This window comes from Streptomyces sp. NPDC005774, assembly GCF_042871645.1.
Taxonomy (GTDB): Bacteria; Actinomycetota; Actinomycetes; order Streptomycetales; family Streptomycetaceae; genus Streptomyces; species Streptomyces pratens.
The window spans coordinates 14,693-32,471 of record NZ_JBIAIV010000027.1 but is presented as its reverse complement, the minus strand read 5'-3'; the positions used below and the strand labels follow the sequence as shown (position 1 = coordinate 32,471).

Here is a 17,779-nt window from a genome sequence, read left to right as displayed (position 1 = left end):
CCGCAGGCCTCAGGAGCGGAACCCCGGACCTCCGCCGATCCGCCTCCGTACCGGCTCCGCCCCGCACGCCGCCCACACCGCCAGGGCCGCGCACAGCAGAACCGTCCACCGGTCGTGGGCCGCCGCCCACTTTTCGTCGTCCGGCGCCACGAACAGTGCCCACCGCTCCGGCCACAGCACGGACGCCAGTACCGCCGTCGTGAACAGGGCGCCCGCGACGGCCTGGCCCGGCCGCGTGCTGTCCGACCGGCGAACGGCGAACGCCGCTCCGGCCAGGGCGAGGGCGAGGGTCGCCGCCGCTTCGAGGGTGATACCGCCGACCGGGGGCCGTACGCCCGCCGGGACCAGCAGCAGCGTGCCCGTCCACCACAGGGCCGCGACCGGGACGACGAGGGCGAGGCGCAGAGTGTGCCGCACGGCACGCCGGGTCGGTACGGCGGCGGTGGTGTGCCGGGCCGGATCGTCCAGCAGGAAGGCCGCGCCGAGCGCGAAGGCGACGGCGGACATCCGCAGCGCGTTCAGCGCCAGCCGGCCGGTCGCGTCGTCCCCCATCAGCCGGGGCGCGGCGGCGAACAGCAGCCCGAGTCCGCCCGCCACCCCGATCGCCCGCCACGGCAGCGTCCGTACGACCGGCCGCAGCAGCGCGCGCCACGCCCCCGTGGCCCCGCTCGCGTCCCCGCTCGTGGCCCCGCTCACTCCTGGCATTCGTCCGCCTCCTCCGGCGCGTCCAGACCCAGCAGGTGTGCGGTCCGGTCCGTCGTCACCTCCGGGGTCGTCAGCTCGGCCCAGTGCGCCGTGACCTTCGCGCCGATCTCCTCCCGCGGCCGGTCCAGCAGTTCGCGGACGAGTTCGGTGTGCGCCGCGGTCATGGACAGCGGCTCCGTCTCCGAGACGACGACCGCCGAACCGGACGTGCTGTCGTCGATGCGGATGTCCCTCAGGTCGGACAGCGGGTCGGACCCGCCGGCCAGCGCCAGCCACATCACGGTGACGAGCCGGCCGTCGCACAGGGTGCCCGCCACCGCCTCCTTCCCGGTGACCAGCACACCGGCCACGGCGACGGCGAACTCGGGGACGCGGTTGCCGCCCCACATCGTGCCGACGCTCACCTGGTTCGGGGCGGAGAGCGGGTCCATCGCCGCGTCGCTGGTCAGTCCGTACCGGGCCTCGACCCGCTGCCGTACGACCAGCGACCGGTCCTGCACGGCGTCGCCCGCGAGGGATTTCACCCGGTCCACGACCTCGGCCCAGTCGTCGGCGCGCGGGGTCCACTCCGGGAAGGCGCAGTACGTCGTGCCGTCCCGTTCGACGCACTGCTGCAGGTCCTGCGGGGCGGTCGAGTACCGCGTACGGGCCTTCTCCGTCTCCGCCGGCACGCCGCCGGTCTGCATCACCGCACCCAGCAGCGTCAGCGCCACCGCCCCGGCGAACCCGGCGTGAACACCCCGGTTGCCGACGAACCGGCCCCGGAGGGCCCGCCCCGTGCCGGAAACGGAACCGGAACCGGGGCGGGCGCCGGCGCCCTCGCCGGAGACCAGCACCGCCGCCAGCGCCACGCTCAGCGCGAGCCCGGCGAGGTACAGGGCGTGCCAGGCGGCCGGACGGCCCAGCAGTTCGGACGGCAGGGTCCTGATGCTGTAATCGTCGACCACCGGCATCAGCCACCGGGTCGCGTCGCCGTTCTGGGGCATCGCGGCGAACAGGGAGAAGAAGAGCAGCACGACGAGCAGCAGCGGCGCCGCGAAGGCGAAGGCGAACAGCCGGGCGAGCAGCACCCCGAGCGTCCCGAGCAGCAGTACGCACAGGGGCCCGACGAGGAGTTCGCCCGGCGAACCGTTCCCGAGCGCACCGGGCTTGAGCGCCTCCCATCCGAACTGCCCTCCCACGCACACCGCGACGAGCAGCGCCGCCGGTACGAGGGACAGCAGGTGCGCGACGGTACGGCGCCACGGCGGCAGCACCAGCACGGCGAAGTGCCCCTCGGTGTCGTACCGCCGCGAACGCAGCATGGCCTGGTTGACGGAGAGCAGCACCGCGAGTCCCACGAGCAGGGGGGCGGCCTGGGTGGCGCGGTCGGCGTCCTGGAGGGCGGGGAAGCCCGCGAAGGAGGTGCGCGTACGCCATACAATCCAGCCGACGTACACGGCGAAGGCGAGGAGGACCGACAGGCGCGTCAGCAGTCTGCGGGCCTCGAAACCGGCCAGGGCGAGCACGGCCGCCCAGGACGCGCGCGGTCCGGCCGGCACGGTCGCCGCGGGCGGGGGCACGGTCGCGGTGGTCGTCGTGGTCATGCCGCCACCTCCGCGCCGACGTCGTCGAGGGTGAGCAGGTAGCCGTCCTCCAGGGTGGGCTCGAGGAGGTCGGCGCCGTCGGGCGGGTCGCCCACGTTGCGGTAGGTGCCGAGGCCGGTGCGCCACCCCGCCTTCGCGCCGGGGTCGCGTTCGGCACTGCTCCACACCCGGCCGCCGGCCTGTGCGGTCAGTTCGGCGGGGGTGCCGTCGAAGTGGACGCGGCCGGCGGCCATGACCACCACCCGGTTGCAGAGCATCGCCACGTCCTCGGTCTGGTGGGTGGACAGGAGCACGGTCCGCCCCTCACCGGCGTGGGCGATCGACTCGCGGAAACGCATGCGCTGTTCGGGGTCCAGGCCGACGGTCGGCTCGTCGAGGACGAGGAAGGCGGGGTCGCCGACCAGGGCCGCGGCGAGGGCGGTCCGCTGGCGCATCCCGCCGGACAGCTTCCGCAGCCGCTTCCCGCGTACGTCGGTGAGCCCGACCTCGTCCAGTACGCGCCGCACCTCGCGGTGCCGGACGGTGCGGTCGGCGAGTTCCTTGAGGATCGCCACGTAGTCGACGAACTCGAAGGCGGTGAAGTCGGGGTGGAAACCGGGCACCTGTGGCAGATAGCCGAGCCGGCGCCGGACCTCCTGACGGCCTCGCGAGGTACCGGGGTCGTGGCCGAGCACCGTGAACACGCCGCGGTCGGCCGGTACGGCGGTGGCGAGCACCCTCAACAGGGTGGTCTTGCCCGCGCCGTTGGGCCCGAGCAGGCCGGTGACACCGGTGGTCAGCCGCAGCGACACGTCGTCGAGGGCCCGGGTGCCACCGAAGTGGAGACTCAGCCCGGAGGCGGAAACGGTCGGGGTCATGCAGAACTCCCGTACAGGTCGTGGAAGAAGTGGAAGAAGTGGAAGAAGCAGAAGGGGTGGAACAAACAGAAGAAGCAGAAGGAGGGGAGCGGCGGCCTTCAGGCCGTGCTGCCACCGCCACCGCCACCGCCCGTGCCCCTCGCCCGGCTGAGGTCGAAACGGTCGCGGAACAGGAAGAGCAGCCCCGCCGCGAGGACGGCGACCAGCGCCGACACCCCTTGACCGGCCGCGGTGAATGGGGCGAGCGGGTCGGTCACGGCCTCCCGGCCCGCCCGCGCGGCGAGCAGCAGCGTGACCCAGCCGCCGCCGACAAGGGACGGTGCCAGGACCGGACCCAGGCGGGCCGTCAGGGCGAGGCCGGTGGTGCTGAGCGCGAGGGCGGGCAGCAGCCACGCCAGCGCTGCCACGCCGTACCAGGGCAGGGCCAGCATCGCCAGGCCGTTGAGGCCGAGCACGGCGCCGAGCACCGCCACCGTACGGATCATCAGCAGCCGGAACCCGTGCATCGGGGCGACGACCGCCATCTCGTAGGTCGGGTCCAGCACGGGCCCGTACGACAGCGCCACCCCGAGGAGCGGCAGCAGCGGCGCGAGGGCGAGGAAGAGGGTGGGCGAACCGGTGGCCGCGCCGGAATGGCCCGCGGCCACGGTCAGCAGCAGTACGGCGACGACCGCGCCCAGCCAGGAACGGCGCAGTACCGGCGTGGCCGCGAGGAGGCGCACGGTGTGATCGGCGACGCCGAGGCGCAGCAGCAGGGACTCCATGAACCCCGGTCGGGGTGCGTCCAGTTCGGCGTCGAGCCGTTCCCAGCCCGCGTCGAGCGCGACGGGGTCCGCGGCCTCGGCGAGGACGCCCCGGCAGTGTGCGCAGGCGGTGAGGTGGGTGTCGGCGGACCACAGCATCGGCGCCGTCAGTTCACCGTACGCGTAAGCCCGCAGGTCCTCCGCCGGCACATGCCACCGCGAGCCGCCTCCTGTCCTCCCGGGGCCATCGGTCGCGCCACCGGCCGGGCCACCGGCCGGGCCACCGGCCGGGCCACCGGTCGGATCACCGGTCGGATCACTGTTCGCGCCCTCCGCCACGCCACCGGCCGCGCCGTCCGTCGAGTCGTCGTACGTCATGCCAGCGCCTCCCGCATTTGCTTGCGGGCCCGCATCGCCCGCGTCTTGACCGTCCCCGGCGGTATGCCGAGCAGCACGGCCGCCTCGCGGGTGGTCAGCCCGTCGACGACGGTGGCCTGGAGCACCGCGCGCAGCTCCGGCGACAGCCGGACCAGCGCACCGGCCAGGTCCCCGTGCTCCACCCCCGCGAGTACGCGTTCCTCCGCCGAGACCTCGTCCCGGTGCCGCAGCCGGGCCAGCGTCTGCCGCAGCCGGCCGCGCGCGCCGGCACCGCGCAGCGCGTCGATCAGCCGGCGCGAGGCGATCCGCCACAGCCACCCGGCGGCGTCCCCGCGCGCCCCGCCCGCCGCCGCATCCGCCGCGTCCTGCCGGTACCGGGCCGTCCCCCGCCACACCGCGAGGAACGTCTCCTGCACGACGTCGTCGACGATCCCCGCATCGGCGCACCGGCTGCGCATCCGGGCCGTCAGCCACGGCGCGTAGCGCCGGTACAGCTCCTCGAAGGCGCGCCGGTCGGCGTCCTCGGCGACGGCACGCAGTAGCTCACCGTCGCTTCTCGTTTCGCTCACGTCCCCTCATCGGACGAGCCCCGCGGATCGGTTCACACCCTCACAGCCGTCTTCCGCGATCCGTCCGAGCCCTTACCCGAGCCCCTTGCCCAAGCCCTCCCAAGCCCCCAGGCCCGCACCCCAGCCCTCGCCGCACCCCGCTCCAAGCCCTCGCCGTACCCTCACCTCGCACCCCCGGCCTCACCCCTCCCTCCGCCCAGCGCATACGGTCGGCCCAAGGACAGCCGCCCGGAGCGGCACACCACCGGCGTGCGTGCGCCCGGTGCGGACGCCGGGGCCCTGCCTCCGCGTGCCCGCCCCGGCCCCCGCGGGCCGTGTCCCGATAGCCCGCACGTCATGTCTTCGTAACCGGAGATTCAGACAGTCTTGCGACGCTCGGCGAATGCATCCCGTCGTGCCAGAGCCGCCCCCGTCCCGCAGGGGGAACGGGGCCGTCCCAGGGGCACGCTCCCTCCCGCCCTCGCCGTCCGGCGCGCTTATGAGGCCTGTGGCGCGGAACAATGGATTCATGAGCCAGTCGAACGCCAAAATTGGCGGCAACGCCAAGGGTCAGGTACAAGCCAAGGGCCAGGTGCAACACGCGCAGCCCTCCGTGGGCTCGATCGCCGCCCACCGGCCGCACACCATGGCCGGGACGGTCTCCGATCTGGAACCGGACATCGACTCGGACCTGGACGTCTACGAGGAGTCGGACACCGGCGGCGACCCGCTGCCCCAGGGCAGGTTCCTCGACCGGGAGCGCAGCTGGCTCGCCTTCAACGAGCGTGTTCTGGAGCTCGCCGAGGATCCGAGCACCCCCCTCCTCGAGCGGGCCAACTTCCTCGCGATCTTCGCCAGCAACCTGGACGAGTTCTTCATGGTCCGGGTGGCCGGTCTCAAGCGCCGTATCGCCACCGGTGTCGCCACCCGCTCCGCATCCGGCCTCCAGCCGCGCGAGGTGCTGGAGATGATCTGGGCCCGTTCGCGCGAGCTGATGGCACGGCACGCCGCCTGCTTCCACGAGGACGTCCTCCCCGGGCTGGCGGACGCGGGCATCCACCTGGTCCGCTGGAGCGAGCTGACGGAAAAGGAGCAGGCCCGCCTGTTCACCCTCTTCCGGCACCAGATCTTCCCCGTGCTGACCCCCCTGGCGGTCGATCCGGCGCACCCCTTCCCGTACATATCGGGACTGTCGTTGAACCTGGCCGTGATCGTGCGCAACCCGGTCACCGGTCACCGGCACTTCGCCCGGGTCAAGGTGCCGCCGCTGCTGTCCCGCTTCCTGGAGAGCTCCCCGGGCCGTTACGTCCCCGTCGAGGACGTCATCGCCGCTCACCTGGAGGAGCTGTTCCCGGGCATGGAGGTGCTCCAGCACCACGCCTTCCGGCTCACCCGCAACGAGGACCTGGAGGTCGAGGAGGACGACACCGAGAACCTCCTCATCGCCCTGGAGAAGGAACTCATGCGGCGCCGCTTCGGGCCGCCGGTGCGCCTCGAGGTCGAGGAGTCCATCGACCGTGACGTCCTGGACCTCCTGGTGCGCGAGCTGAAGATCAGCGAGGCCGAGGTGTACCCGCTGCCGGGGCCGCTCGACCTCACCGGTCTCTTCCGCATCCACGGGCTGGACCGGCCGGAACTGAAGTACCGCTCGTTCATCGCCGGCACGCACCGCGATCTCGCCGAGGTCGAGTCGGCGTCCCCACCGGACGTCTTCGCCGCGCTCCGCAGCCGGGACGTGCTGCTGCACCACCCGTACGACTCGTTCTCCACGTCCGTGCAGGCCTTCCTGGAGCAGGCGGCGGCCGACCCGGACGTCCTCGCGATCAAGCAGACCCTGTACCGGACCTCCGGCGACTCCCCGATCGTCGACGCGCTCATCGACGCGGCCGAGTCCGGCAAGCAGGTCCTCGTCCTGGTCGAGATCAAGGCCCGGTTCGACGAGTCCGCCAACATCAAGTGGGCGCGCAAGCTGGAGGAGTCCGGCTGCCACGTCGTCTACGGCCTGGTCGGTCTGAAGACCCACTGCAAGCTGTCCCTGGTGGTCCGCCAGGAGGGCGAGACGCTCCGGCGGTACAGCCACGTCGGCACCGGCAACTACCACCCGAAGACGGCCCGGCTCTACGAGGACCTCGGCCTGCTCACCGCCGACCCGCAGGTCGGCGCGGACCTCTCGGACCTGTTCAACCGCCTCTCCGGCTACTCCCGCCGCGAGACGTACCGGCGGCTGCTGGTCGCCCCCAAGTCCCTGCGCGACGGCCTGGTCTCCCGGATCGACAAGGAGGCCCAGCACCACCGCGCCGGACGCCCCGCGTACGTGCGCATCAAGGTCAACTCGATGGTGGACGAGGCGATCATCGACGCCCTGTACCGGGCCTCGCAGGCGGGGGTGCCGGTGGACGTGTGGGTGCGTGGCATCTGCGCGATCCGGCCGGGCGTCGAGGGGCTGTCGGAGAACATCCGGGTCCGTTCCGTCCTCGGCCGCTTCCTCGAACACTCCCGCATCTTCTCCTTCGGCAACGGCGGCGAGCCCGAGGTGTGGTTCGGCAGCGCGGACATGATGCACCGCAACCTGGACCGCCGTATCGAGGCGCTGGTCAGGGTCACCGACCCCGCCCACCGGGCGTCCTTGAACCGGCTGCTGGAGTCCGGCATGTCCGACACCATCACGTCCTGGCACCTCGGCCCGGACGGCGAGTGGACACGGCATGCGACGGACGCGGACGGCCGGCCCCTGCGACACATTCAGGAGATGCTCATAGACGCCCGGAGGCGCCGGCGTGGCACAGCGACACCTTGACCCGACGGACCCGAGGACCGGCTCAGGACGGGGCCCCGGCCCCGGCTCCATGACCGGCCCGACGGCCGGCCCGGCAACCGGTCCGACGGCCGGTCCGGTGCCCGCGGAGGCCCTGGCGGGCTATCTACGGGCCCAGGCCACCGAGTTCCTGCGCGCACTGCGTCTCCACCGGGAGTCGGGTGCGGGCGCGGCATCCTCGGAGGGTTCCGTCGAAGCGGCGCTCGCGCTGCGCCGGTCGGCCCGCCGGATCAGCGGCAGCCTGCACACCTTCCAGGCGGCCCTGGACCCCGACTGGTCCGAGGCGATGCGCCCGGAGCTGGCCTGGGTCTCCGGCACCCTGGCGCTGGAACACGCCTGCTCGGCGCGCCTGGAGCGACTGCTCCAGGCACTGCACCGGCTGTCCGGCACGGCGGCGCTCCCGGCCCAGGGCCCGGCCGGGGCCGGCTCGGCGAGCGGACCCGGCGGACCCGGCGGATCGGCCCGGTCCTCCGTCCCGGCCTCCGTCGCCGCCAGGGGTGCCTCCGTCGCCGCCTCCCCCGCCACCACAGCCGGAACCAGGACCACCGCCGCCGCCGAGCGTGGCAGCCTCACCGTGGGTGCCGCCAAGGCCGGCGCCCTGCTGGACCGGCAGCTCACCCTGGCCAGGACCCGGGCGCACTCCACGGCGCTCCAGGCCCTCGGCTCCTCCCGGTTCCACGCTGTCGCCGACAAGGTCGCCGTGCTGGCCAGCGAGGTTCCGCTGACCCCGGCCGCCTCCGCCGCCGACCTGCGCCCGCCGGCCGAGGCCGCGCGGGAGCGGCTCGTCGACGCCGTCGCGGCGCTGCCCCTGCTCACCGCGGGCAGCCCGTACAACGCCGAGGCTCTGGTCCACGGGCTGTCCCCGGACCTGGCCCCGCATCCGCAGGACGCCCCCTGGCACCAGGTCCGCCTGCTGTTGCGCCTGCACCGGTACGCCCACGAGGTGCTGTACTGCGCCGCCACCCCCGCCGCCCCGCCCCCCGACCTTCCTCTGCTCGCCGCCGGCGAGGCCCTCGACCGGCACCGGGACGCGTCCGAGGCGTCGGCGGCCGCGGCGCACGCGGCCCGTACCCCGCGCATCGCCCCGGCCACGGCGTACGCGCTCGGGGTGCTCCACGCGGACCAGCGGCACGAGGTGGAGGCGGCGCGGTACGCGTTCCAGCGCATTTGGCAGAAGGACGTCCTCGGCTCGTTGTAGGGAGGCCCCGGTGGACTCGACCCCGTCCGACCACGGCCACCGCGGCCCGCATACGGCCGGCCGCCTGACCGTCCAGGCGGCCGGCTGTGTCCTGTGGCGCCGTTCCCCGGTCACGGGCACGCTCGAAGTGTGTCTCGTCCACCGTCCCAAGTACAACGACTGGTCCTGGCCCAAGGGAAAGCTGAAGCGCGGCGAGGACGCACTCGCGGGTGCGCTGCGCGAGGTCGCCGAGGAGACGGGACACTCCGCCGTGGCGGCCGCCGAGCTCCCGTCGGCGCACTATCTGGCGAACGGCCACCCGAAACGCGTCCGCTACTGGGCCGCCGAGGCTCTCTCCGGCACGTTCACCCCCAACGACGAGGTGGACCGCGTCCTGTGGCTCCCCCCGCACATGGCCCGCCGACGGCTCACCGAGCCGAGGGACGCGGACTTGGTGGACGCCCTCCTCGCCACGTTCCGCCCGACGGCATAACGGCTGTCAGCGGCTGCCAGTGGCTATTAGTGGCCGTCAGCCGCCTGCCGGCGTCCCGCCCCGCGCCCCTACCGGTCCGCGCCGGTCTCCGCACCCTCCCGCACCGGTGTCCGCACCGTCCCACTGTTCCGTTCCTGCCCGACATCGACCCGGTATCGCTCCGTGTCCTCGACGTAAGCGTTCCGTGACCTCACCACACCGCCCTTAGGGGTTCACCTCTCGTTCACTTACGACCACGGGCTGCTTCACCTGTTCTGCCTACTTTCGGACTCAGGCGATGCGAACTGCCTGCCGAACGGGCACTCGCATCACTCGGACTGACTTTGGACTTCGCACGCCGCCGGATTTCAGGACGGCGGCTCCTGGAAGGAACTCAAGTGAAGCTTCAGCGCAAGAACCGGCGGGCCCTCGCTCTCGGTGCTCTCGCCGTCTCCGGCGCCCTGGCCCTCACGGCGTGCGGCTCGGACGACACCAGCGGTGGCACCGGCAGCGACGGCGGCAACAGCTCCGCCAGTGCGCAGACCGGCAACATCGACTGCGCCGACGCCAAGGGTCAGCTCCAGGCCTCCGGCTCGTCCGCGCAGAAGAACGCGATCGACGCCTGGGTCAAGAACTACGCGGCCGCCTGCAAGGACGTGCAGGTCAACTACCGTCCCGACGGTTCCGGCGCCGGCATCACCGCCTTCCTCCAGGGTCAGACCGCGTTCGCCGGCTCCGACTCGGCCCTCAAGCCGGAGGAGATCGCGGACTCCAAGAAGATCTGCACCGACGGCCAGGCCATCGACCTGCCGATGGTCGGCGGCCCGATCGCGATCGGCTACAACGTCCCGGGTGTCGACACGCTCGTCCTGGACGCCGCCACCCTCTCGGAGATCTTCGACAGCAAGATCACCAACTGGAACGACGAGAAGATCGCGAAGCTCAACCCCGACGCGAAGCTCCCCGACCTCAAGATCCAGGCCTTCCACCGCTCGGACGAGTCCGGCACCACGGACAACTTCACCAAGTACCTGAAGGCCGCCGCCCCGAAGGCCTGGCCGTACGAGCCCGGCAAGTCGTGGGAGGCCAAGGGCGGCCAGTCCGCTCAGGGTTCCTCCGGTGTGGCCCAGCAGGTGAAGCAGGTCTCGGGTGCGATCTCGTACTTCGAGCTCTCCTACGCCAAGGAGGGCATCAAGACCGTCGACGTGAAGACCGAGGCCGCCGAGCCGGTCAAGGCCACGATCGAGAACGCCACGGCCGCCATCGGCGCCGCCAAGGTCGTCGGCACCGGCAAGGACCTCGCGCTGGAGCTGGACTACACCCCCGACGCCGAGGGCGCCTACCCGCTCGTCCTGGTGACGTACGAGATCGCCTGCGACAAGGGCAACAAGGCGGACACCCTGCCCGCCACGAAGTCCTTCCTGAACTACATGGCCTCCGAGGACGGTCAGGGCCTGCTGGCGGACGCCGGCTACGCCCCGATGCCCGAGGACATCATCACCAAGGTTCGCGAGACCGTCTCGAGCCTGAGCTGACCCGAGTGCGGTCCGGCCCCGTCACCCGGGGCCGGACCGCACCGTCCGGTGCACCGCCGCGCCAGGGGCCCTCGATCAGCGAAGGGCCCCGCAGACCGGAGAACCCTGATGGACATATCCACAACGCAGACCGCCCCGCCCCCCGTCCCCCCACTCCCATCGGCCGAGCAGAAGCGCGCCGCCCGCGGCGCCACCCGGCCCGGTGACCGGATCTTCCTCGGGCTCTCCCGGGGGTCCGGCATTTTCGTGTTGGTGCTCATGGCCGCGATCGCGGCCTTCCTCACCTACCGCACGGTGATCGCGCTCAGCGAGAACGAGGCCAACTTCTTCACCTCGTTCGACTGGAGCCCCACCGGCAATCCGCCGGAGTTCGGCATCGCGGTGCTGGTCTACGGCACCGTCGTGTCGTCGGTCATCGCCATGGTCATCGCGGTCCCGGTCTCGGTGGGCATCGCGCTGTTCATCACGCACTACGCCCCGCGCAGGCTCAGCGGCCTCATCGGGTACGTGATCGACCTGCTCGCCGCCGTGCCGTCCATCGTCTACGGCCTGTGGGGCGCCCTCGTCCTGATGCCGCATCTGACTGGCCTCTACGGCTGGCTGAACGACTACCTCGGCTGGACCGGCGTCTTCGCGTGGGAGGGCGGCGTCGCGCGCTCGCTGTTCACGGTCGGCATCCTGCTCGCCCTGATGATCCTTCCGATCATCACCAGCGTCAGCCGTGAGGTCTTCCGGCAGGCGCCGCAGATGCACCAGGAGGCCGCGCTCGCCCTGGGCGCCACCCGCTGGGAGGTCATCCGCATGGCGGTGATCCCCTTCGGCCGCTCCGGCGTGATCTCCGCCTCGATGCTGGGCCTCGGCCGCGCGCTCGGCGAGACGATGGCCGTGGCCATGGTGCTCTCGCCGATCTTCGACATCAACGCCAGCCTGCTCGACCCGGGCGGCGGCACGTTCGCTCAGAACATCGCCAGCAAGTTCAACGAGGCCAACCCGCTGGGCCGGGACGCGCTGATCGCGTCCGGTCTGGTGCTCTTCGTGATCACCCTGCTGGTCAACGGCGGCGCCCGCCTGATCATCGCCCGTCGCAAGGAGTACTCGGGGGCCAACGCATGAGCCACGCAACCGTCACCCCCAAGTCCGCGAGCTCCCTGCACGGCGCCCGGCTCCCCAAGTGGTTCCCCTGGGCCGCCGCGGCGGCCTCCGTCGCCCTGGGCCTCGGCATCAGCACCCTGGCCGGCCTGCACAGCAGCATCCAGTGGGCGCTGATCGCCTCCCTCCTCTTCCTCATCGGCTCCTACGCCGTCGCCTCGGCGGTCGAGGGCAAGCGCCAGGCGAAGGACCGCACCGCGACCAGCCTGGTCTGGGTCGCCTTCCTGATGGCCGTCATCCCGCTGGCCTCCCTCATCTGGGAGACGGCCAAGCAGGGTGTGAAGGTCCTCGACGGCTTCTTCCTCACCCACTCCATGGGTGTCGTCGCCGACCAGGAGCCGGGTGGCGGTATCTACCACGCTCTGCTCGGCACCCTGGAGCAGGTCGGCATCGCCGCCCTGATCTCGGTCCCGCTCGGTATTCTGACCGCGATCTACCTGGTCGAGTACGGGCGTGGCAGGCTCGCCCAGGCCGTCACCTTCTTCGTCGACGTCATGACGGGTATCCCGTCGATCGTCGCGGGTCTGTTCATCCTCAGCCTGTGGATCATCATGCTGGACATGGGCTACTCCGGCTTCGCCGGCTCGCTCGCCCTGTGCATCCTGATGATCCCGATCATCGTCCGCTCCACGGAGGAGATGCTCAAGCTCGTCCCGAACGAGCTGCGCGAGGCCTCCCTCGCGCTCGGCATCCCCAAGTGGCGCACCATCCTGAAGGTCGTCCTGCCGACGTCCATCGGCGGCATCGTCAACGGCGTCATGCTGGCCATCGCCCGCATCACCGGTGAGACCGCTCCCGTGCTGCTGCTGGTCTGGGGTACGGCCACCATCAACGCCAACCCCTTCGACGGCCCTCAGGCGTCACTGCCGATGTACATCTATCTGCAGTACAACAACGGCTCCGAGGCGGCCTACGACCGTGCCTGGGCGGCGGCCCTGACGCTCATCGCGTTCATCATGATCCTCAACCTCGCGGCTCGCGGTATCGCCCGCTGGAAGGCCCCGAAGACAGGTCGCTGACGCGACCTAAGGACGAACAGTCAGCGACCCCGAAAGAAGCAGTGATCCACATGGCCAAGCGCATCGACATCAGCGGCCTCAACGCCTACTACAGCTCCTTCCTCGCCATCGAGGACATCTCGATGACCGTCGAGCCCCGCTCCGTGACCGCCTTCATCGGCCCGTCCGGCTGCGGCAAGTCGACCTTCCTGCGCACGCTCAACCGCATGCACGAGGTCACGCCCGGCGGCCGCGTCGAGGGCAAGGTCATGCTCGACGACGAGAACCTCTACGGCGCCGGCATCGACCCGGTCGCCGTGCGGCGCGAGGTCGGCATGGTCTTCCAGCGCCCCAACCCGTTCCCCACCATGTCGATCTACGACAACGTGGCGGCCGGTCTGCGCCTGGCGGGCAAGCACAAGAAGTCCGATCTGGACGACGTCGTCGAGAAGTCCCTCAGGGGCGCCAACCTCTGGAACGAGGTCAAGGACCGTCTGAACAAGCCCGGCTCGGGCCTCTCCGGTGGTCAGCAGCAGCGTCTGTGCATCGCCCGCGCGATCGCGGTCGAGCCGAAGGTGCTCCTGATGGACGAGCCCTGCTCCGCCCTGGACCCGATCTCCACCCTCGCCATCGAGGACCTGATCGGTGATCTCAAGGAGCAGTTCACGATCGTCATCGTGACGCACAACATGCAGCAGGCCGCGCGCGTCTCGGACCGCACGGCGTTCTTCAACCTGGCGGCCGTCGGCCAGCCGGGCAGGCTGATCGAGATCGACGACACGGAGCGCATCTTCTCCAACCCGTCGGTCCAGGCCACCGAGGACTACATCTCCGGCCGCTTCGGCTGATCCGAACCCCTCGCGGTGCTGCATGGCGGTGCCACCGCGAGGACACAGATGGGCCCGCCCCCACTACCGGGGGCGGGCCCATTCGTTCGTCCGCCCGGCGCCGGACACGCCAGGTGCCGGGTATCGGCTGCCAGGTATCGGGTATCGGGTATCGGGTATCGGGTATCGGGTATCGGGTGTCGGACCGGCTACAGGAACGCCAGGTATACGAGCCCGTACGAGGCCGCCGCCACCAGGGCCGCCGCGGGCATGGTGATGAACCAGCCCAGGACGATGTTCTTGGCGACGCCCCAGCGCACCGCGTTCACCCGCTTCGTCGCGCCGACACCCATGATCGCCGAGGTGATCACGTGCGTCGTCGAGATCGGGGCGTGGAACAGGTACGCCGACCCGAACATGATCGTCGCGCCGGTGGCCTCCGCCGCGAAGCCCTGCGGCGGGTCCAGCTCGATGATCTTCCGTCCGAGCGTCCGCATGATGCGCCAGCCGCCGGCGTAGGTACCCGCCGACAGCATCAGGGCGCAGGCGAGCTTCACCCACACCGGGATCGGGTCGCTGTACTCCTCGACGTCGGCGATGACGAGGGCCATCACCACGATGCCCATCGTCTTCTGCGCGTCCTGGAGACCGTGGCCGAGCGCCATGCCGGCCGCCGACACGGTCTGCGCGATGCGGAAGCCCCGCTTGGCCTTGTGCGGGTTGGAGTTCCGGAAGATCCACATGATCGCGGTCATGACCAGGTAGCCCGCGAGGAGGCCCACCACCGGCGACACGAACATCGGGATGACGACCTTCTCGAGCACCCCGTCCCAGTACACCGTCGTCCCGCCGGCCAGTGCCGCTCCGACCATGCCGCCGAACAGCGCGTGCGAGGAGGAGGACGGGAGGCCGTAATACCAGGTGATGAGGTTCCAGGTGATCGCGCCGACCAGCGCGGCGAACAGGATTCCCATGCCCGTCGAGCCCTCGGGGGTCTGGATCAGCCCCTCGCTGACGGTCTTGGCGACCCCGGACCCGAGGAACGCGCCGACCAGGTTCATGACGGCGGCCATCGCGAGCGCCGCGCGCGGGGTGAGCGCACGGGTCGACACCGAGGTGGCGATGGCGTTCGCCGAGTCGTGGAAGCCGTTCGTGTACGTGAAGAAGAGCGCGACCCCGATGGTCACGACCAGAGCGAAGGTCTCCATGAAGGGGCTCAGGACTCCTTGACGGCGATGGTCTCCACCGTGTTCGCCACATGCTCGAAGGCGTCGGCCGCCTCTTCGAGTACATCCACGATCTGCTTCAGCTTGAGCACCTCGATGGCGTCGTACTTGCCGCTGAACAGATGGGCCAGGAGCTTGCGGTGGATCTGGTCGGCCTGGTTCTCCAGGCGGTTGATCTCGATCCAGTACTCGGTGAGGCTGTCCATGGTGCGCAGGTTCGGCATGGCTTCGGCGGTGAGCTCGGCGGCTCGCGCCAGGACCTCGATCTGCTGGTCGACGCCCTTGGGCAGTTCCTCGACCTTGTAGAGGACGACCAGGTCGACGGCCTCCTCCATGAAGTCCATGATGTCGTCGAGGGACGACGCGAGGTTGTAGATGTCCTCGCGGTCGAAGGGCGTGATGAACGAGGAGTTCAGCTGGTGGAAGATCGCATGGGTGGCGTCGTCACCTGCGTGTTCCGCAGCCCGCATACGCTCGGCGATCTCGCCCCGGGCAGGGGTGTCCGCCCCGAGCAGTTCCATCAGGAGTTTCGAGCCTGTGACGATGTTGTCCGCGGATGCGGCGAACATGTCGTAAAAGCTCGTCTCCCTGGGGGTCAGACGAAAGCGCACGTGGGGTCCTCGGGGTGCATCGGTTCGGTGTGGCTGATGCTGGGCGCACCATCCAGCCACGGCTACGGGCCGCCCACCAGTGTCACCCATCGGGCAGCACGACATACACGGGGGCGGTCCAGGCTGTGCCACGACCGGTGCCGACGGTACCGGCCACAGTCCCTATACCCAGCAAAGTTCGGTACCATATACCCACCAGGGGTATATGTCGCCCGCCATTGCACCAGGAGGACGCGATGACGACCACCGAGACCGACGCGGACGTGCCCCCCTTTCCGGACACCACGGACGGGACGGGCGCAACGCAGGTAACGGCCACAACCGGAACGAAAAGCGTCACCGATACCCCGAATGTGACCGATTCGACCGGCAAGTCCCCCGGTGCGTCGGTCGACTCCGTACCCGATCCCGTACCCGGCTCCGCATCCGGCATCGTGACCGATCACGACCGCGGCATCCACGGCTACCACCACGAGAAGCAGGAACACCTCAAGCGCCTGCGCCGCATCGAGGGCCAGATCCGGGGCCTCCAGCGGATGGTCGACGAGGACGTCTACTGCATCGACATACTCACGCAGGTGTCCGCCTCCACCAAGGCCCTGCAGTCCTTCGCGCTGCAACTGCTGGAGGAACACCTGCGCCACTGCGTGGCGGACGCGGCCCTCAAGGGCGGCGACGAGATCGACGCCAAGGTGAAGGAAGCCACCCAGGCCATCGCCCGCATGCTCCGCACCTGACCCGCCGACCCCGGAACCGCCGACACAGGGAGCACCTGCCCCGGCCCCGACCGCTACGAACCGGGCCGCTACGAGCCCGACCGATACGGACGACGCACACGCACCCCGGCCACCGGCTCCGTACGCACCTCGGCCACCCGCAACACCTCGTCGATGCTCTCCAGGCTGAGCGGCCCCTGGGCGGCGGAAGCGGCGATGATCAGCTCCCCGCACAACTCGATCTCGGCGAGGGCCACATGGTCCTGAACCAACCCACCGCCGAGCGGAGCCACGCCCGTCACCTCATCCATACGGTCATACGGCCAGAGACTCCCTAGCGTAGGCAGCCCCACGCTCCCCGCGCATGGCACGTAAGGGCTAGTTCACGCCGGTCATTCTCGGCTCGCGCTCCGGCCCACTCCTCCGATCCTCTCCTCCGAGATCCGGCCCGCGTAGATGTCGTCGGCCTCCGGGAGGCGTACGTCGACGGGCGCGCCGAAGTCGTAGAGCAGGGTGGTGGAGGCGACCGCGACCGGGTCGGAGTGCTCCTCGTTCACGAAGCTGAAGCGGTGCCGGACCTTGCGGATGCGCCCCTGGTCGTCGAGGTAGACGTCGAAGGGGACCTCGGGGGTGGCGAACCCGGTCGCCGCCGCGCCGAGCGGCTTCTTGTTCGCCTCCGAGGCGGCGTCCGCGGCCTCGTGCAGGTCCGCGGTGCCCCGGTAGTGGCGCACCGCGGCGCCCGCGAGTTCCGTCCTCCCCACGTACGTCGCCGTCCGCGCCCCGCGCAGCAGCTCGGCGGCGGTGAACGGGTCGGTGACGCCTCCGGTGACGAGGTTCCCGTCGGCCAGGGTCCCGGTGTCCACCCGCACCCACTTGTCGGCGGGTACTCCGGCGCCCCGGTTCTTCATGAACAGCGCGCCCGGCGCGAGCAGTTCGGTGACGGGCCGGCGCACCGGCGCACCGGACGGGTCCTGCGGCAGCAGCACCTTCAGCCGGCCGATCCGTTTCCGGTAGTCGTAGACGCCCTCCCCGCGGATGGTCACGCGGGTGCCGCCGGTGGCCATCTCCATGGACGTACGCGCCTTGGAGCTGCCCGCGTCCACCAGCGCGTCCGCGGCCTCCCGCACGGCCACCGCCACCTCGCCGGCGGCCGTGCCTCCGCCGCCGCCGCTCCCGCCGCCGGTCGCGGCGCCGCTGCGGCCGCACCCCGAGACGCCCACGAGGGCCAGCCCGCCGGCCACCCCGAGCACAACGACCGCGTCACCGATCCGCGTACGTCGCGGTTGCCGTCCAGCCATGGTCCGTCCACCCCCGCTACGTCCGACACGGGCCATCCCTTTTTCAGGGTTAACGACCGGTAGGGAACCCCGTCACGGACCTCGTCGCGGACCTTGTTGCGAGCATCACCACGGCCTGTGTCACGCGGCCCCGTCCGG

At 71.0% G+C, this 17,779-nt stretch carries 17 protein-coding genes; 8 read left to right on the top strand and 9 right to left on the bottom strand.

Annotation, left to right across the window (positions count from 1 at the left end):
- Positions 1 to 9: 9 nt before the first annotated feature.
- From ACFYQA_RS23410 to ACFYQA_RS23390, 5 genes are all read right to left on the bottom strand, one after another.
- Positions 10 to 705 carry an ABC transporter gene (locus ACFYQA_RS23410; protein ID WP_388921044.1) on the bottom strand — a complete coding sequence of 232 codons (696 nt, stop codon included), beginning with the start codon at positions 703 to 705 and terminating at the stop codon, positions 10 to 12.
- Complete coding sequence (locus ACFYQA_RS23405; protein WP_388921041.1) at positions 693 to 2,291, bottom strand: ABC transporter permease; 1,599 nt, start codon at positions 2,289 to 2,291, stop codon at positions 693 to 695. The genes ACFYQA_RS23410 and ACFYQA_RS23405 overlap by 13 nt, the downstream gene beginning before the upstream one ends.
- Positions 2,288 to 3,148: an ABC transporter ATP-binding protein gene (locus tag ACFYQA_RS23400; protein WP_388921038.1), complete on the bottom strand. Its 861-nt coding sequence runs from the start codon at positions 3,146 to 3,148 to the stop codon at positions 2,288 to 2,290. Before ACFYQA_RS23400 ends, ACFYQA_RS23405 begins: the two co-directional genes overlap by 4 nt.
- Before the next feature lie 98 nt (positions 3,149 to 3,246).
- Positions 3,247 to 4,269 carry a zf-HC2 domain-containing protein gene (locus ACFYQA_RS23395; RefSeq protein ID WP_388921034.1) on the bottom strand — a complete coding sequence of 341 codons (1,023 nt, stop codon included), beginning with the start codon at positions 4,267 to 4,269 and terminating at the stop codon, positions 3,247 to 3,249.
- Positions 4,266 to 4,838: an RNA polymerase sigma factor gene (locus ACFYQA_RS23390; protein WP_388921031.1), complete on the bottom strand. Its 573-nt coding sequence runs from the start codon at positions 4,836 to 4,838 to the stop codon at positions 4,266 to 4,268. The genes ACFYQA_RS23395 and ACFYQA_RS23390 overlap by 4 nt, the downstream gene beginning before the upstream one ends.
- A gap of 382 nt (positions 4,839 to 5,220) precedes the next feature.
- On the opposite strand from ACFYQA_RS23390, the gene ACFYQA_RS23385 reads away from it, so the two are divergent.
- The 7 genes from ACFYQA_RS23385 to pstB all read left to right on the top strand — a co-directional run bounded on the left by ACFYQA_RS23385 (position 5,221) and on the right by pstB (position 13,811).
- Positions 5,221 to 7,614: an RNA degradosome polyphosphate kinase gene (locus ACFYQA_RS23385; RefSeq protein WP_388921028.1), complete on the top strand. Its 2,394-nt coding sequence runs from the start codon at positions 5,221 to 5,223 to the stop codon at positions 7,612 to 7,614.
- The gene (locus tag ACFYQA_RS23380; RefSeq protein WP_388921025.1) at positions 7,595 to 8,830 is read left to right on the top strand and encodes a CHAD domain-containing protein; all 1,236 of its coding nucleotides are present in this window, start codon (positions 7,595 to 7,597) and stop codon (positions 8,828 to 8,830) included. Before ACFYQA_RS23385 ends, ACFYQA_RS23380 begins: the two co-directional genes overlap by 20 nt.
- 10 nt (positions 8,831 to 8,840) lie before the next feature.
- Entirely contained in the window at positions 8,841 to 9,302 is a 462-nt protein-coding gene (locus ACFYQA_RS23375; RefSeq protein ID WP_388921022.1) for an NUDIX hydrolase, read from the top strand.
- Positions 9,303 to 9,679: 377 nt separating this feature from the next.
- On the top strand, positions 9,680 to 10,816 hold the full coding sequence (gene pstS / locus ACFYQA_RS23370; protein WP_388921019.1) for a phosphate ABC transporter substrate-binding protein PstS: 1,137 nt from the start codon (positions 9,680 to 9,682) through the stop codon (positions 10,814 to 10,816).
- 108 nt (positions 10,817 to 10,924) lie between these two features.
- Positions 10,925 to 11,929, top strand: a complete 1,005-nt coding sequence (pstC, locus tag ACFYQA_RS23365) for a phosphate ABC transporter permease subunit PstC (RefSeq protein WP_388921016.1) — start codon at positions 10,925 to 10,927, stop codon at positions 11,927 to 11,929.
- Positions 11,926 to 12,984, top strand: coding sequence for a phosphate ABC transporter permease PstA (gene pstA, locus ACFYQA_RS23360; protein WP_388921013.1), 1,059 nt, complete (start codon positions 11,926 to 11,928; stop codon positions 12,982 to 12,984). Before pstC ends, pstA begins: the two co-directional genes overlap by 4 nt.
- 50 nt (positions 12,985 to 13,034) lie before the next feature.
- Positions 13,035 to 13,811, top strand: coding sequence for a phosphate ABC transporter ATP-binding protein PstB (pstB, locus tag ACFYQA_RS23355; protein WP_388921010.1), 777 nt, complete (start codon positions 13,035 to 13,037; stop codon positions 13,809 to 13,811).
- Between the two features lie 188 nt (positions 13,812 to 13,999).
- Here pstB and ACFYQA_RS23350 read toward each other — a convergent pair whose 3' ends face one another.
- Positions 14,000 to 14,998 (bottom strand): anion permease, encoded by a 999-nt coding sequence (locus ACFYQA_RS23350; RefSeq protein ID WP_388921007.1) that lies wholly within the window; start codon positions 14,996 to 14,998, stop codon positions 14,000 to 14,002.
- Between the two features lie 8 nt (positions 14,999 to 15,006).
- A complete protein-coding gene (locus ACFYQA_RS23345; RefSeq protein WP_386397593.1) occupies positions 15,007 to 15,627 on the bottom strand; it encodes a DUF47 domain-containing protein in 621 nt (206 codons plus the stop codon).
- 236 nt (positions 15,628 to 15,863) lie between these two features.
- Here ACFYQA_RS23345 and ACFYQA_RS23340 point away from each other — a divergent pair, with 236 nt between their 5' ends.
- A complete protein-coding gene (locus tag ACFYQA_RS23340) occupies positions 15,864 to 16,364 on the top strand; it encodes a metal-sensitive transcriptional regulator (protein ID WP_388921004.1) in 501 nt (166 codons plus the stop codon).
- 68 nt (positions 16,365 to 16,432) lie between these two features.
- Here the strand turns inward: ACFYQA_RS23340 and ACFYQA_RS23335 are convergent, their stop codons facing one another.
- Complete coding sequence (locus ACFYQA_RS23335) at positions 16,433 to 16,645, bottom strand: hypothetical protein (protein WP_388921216.1); 213 nt, start codon at positions 16,643 to 16,645, stop codon at positions 16,433 to 16,435.
- Positions 16,646 to 16,735: 90 nt separating this feature from the next.
- A complete protein-coding gene (locus ACFYQA_RS23330) occupies positions 16,736 to 17,641 on the bottom strand; it encodes a hypothetical protein (protein ID WP_388921001.1) in 906 nt (301 codons plus the stop codon).
- Positions 17,642 to 17,779 lie beyond the last annotated feature (138 nt).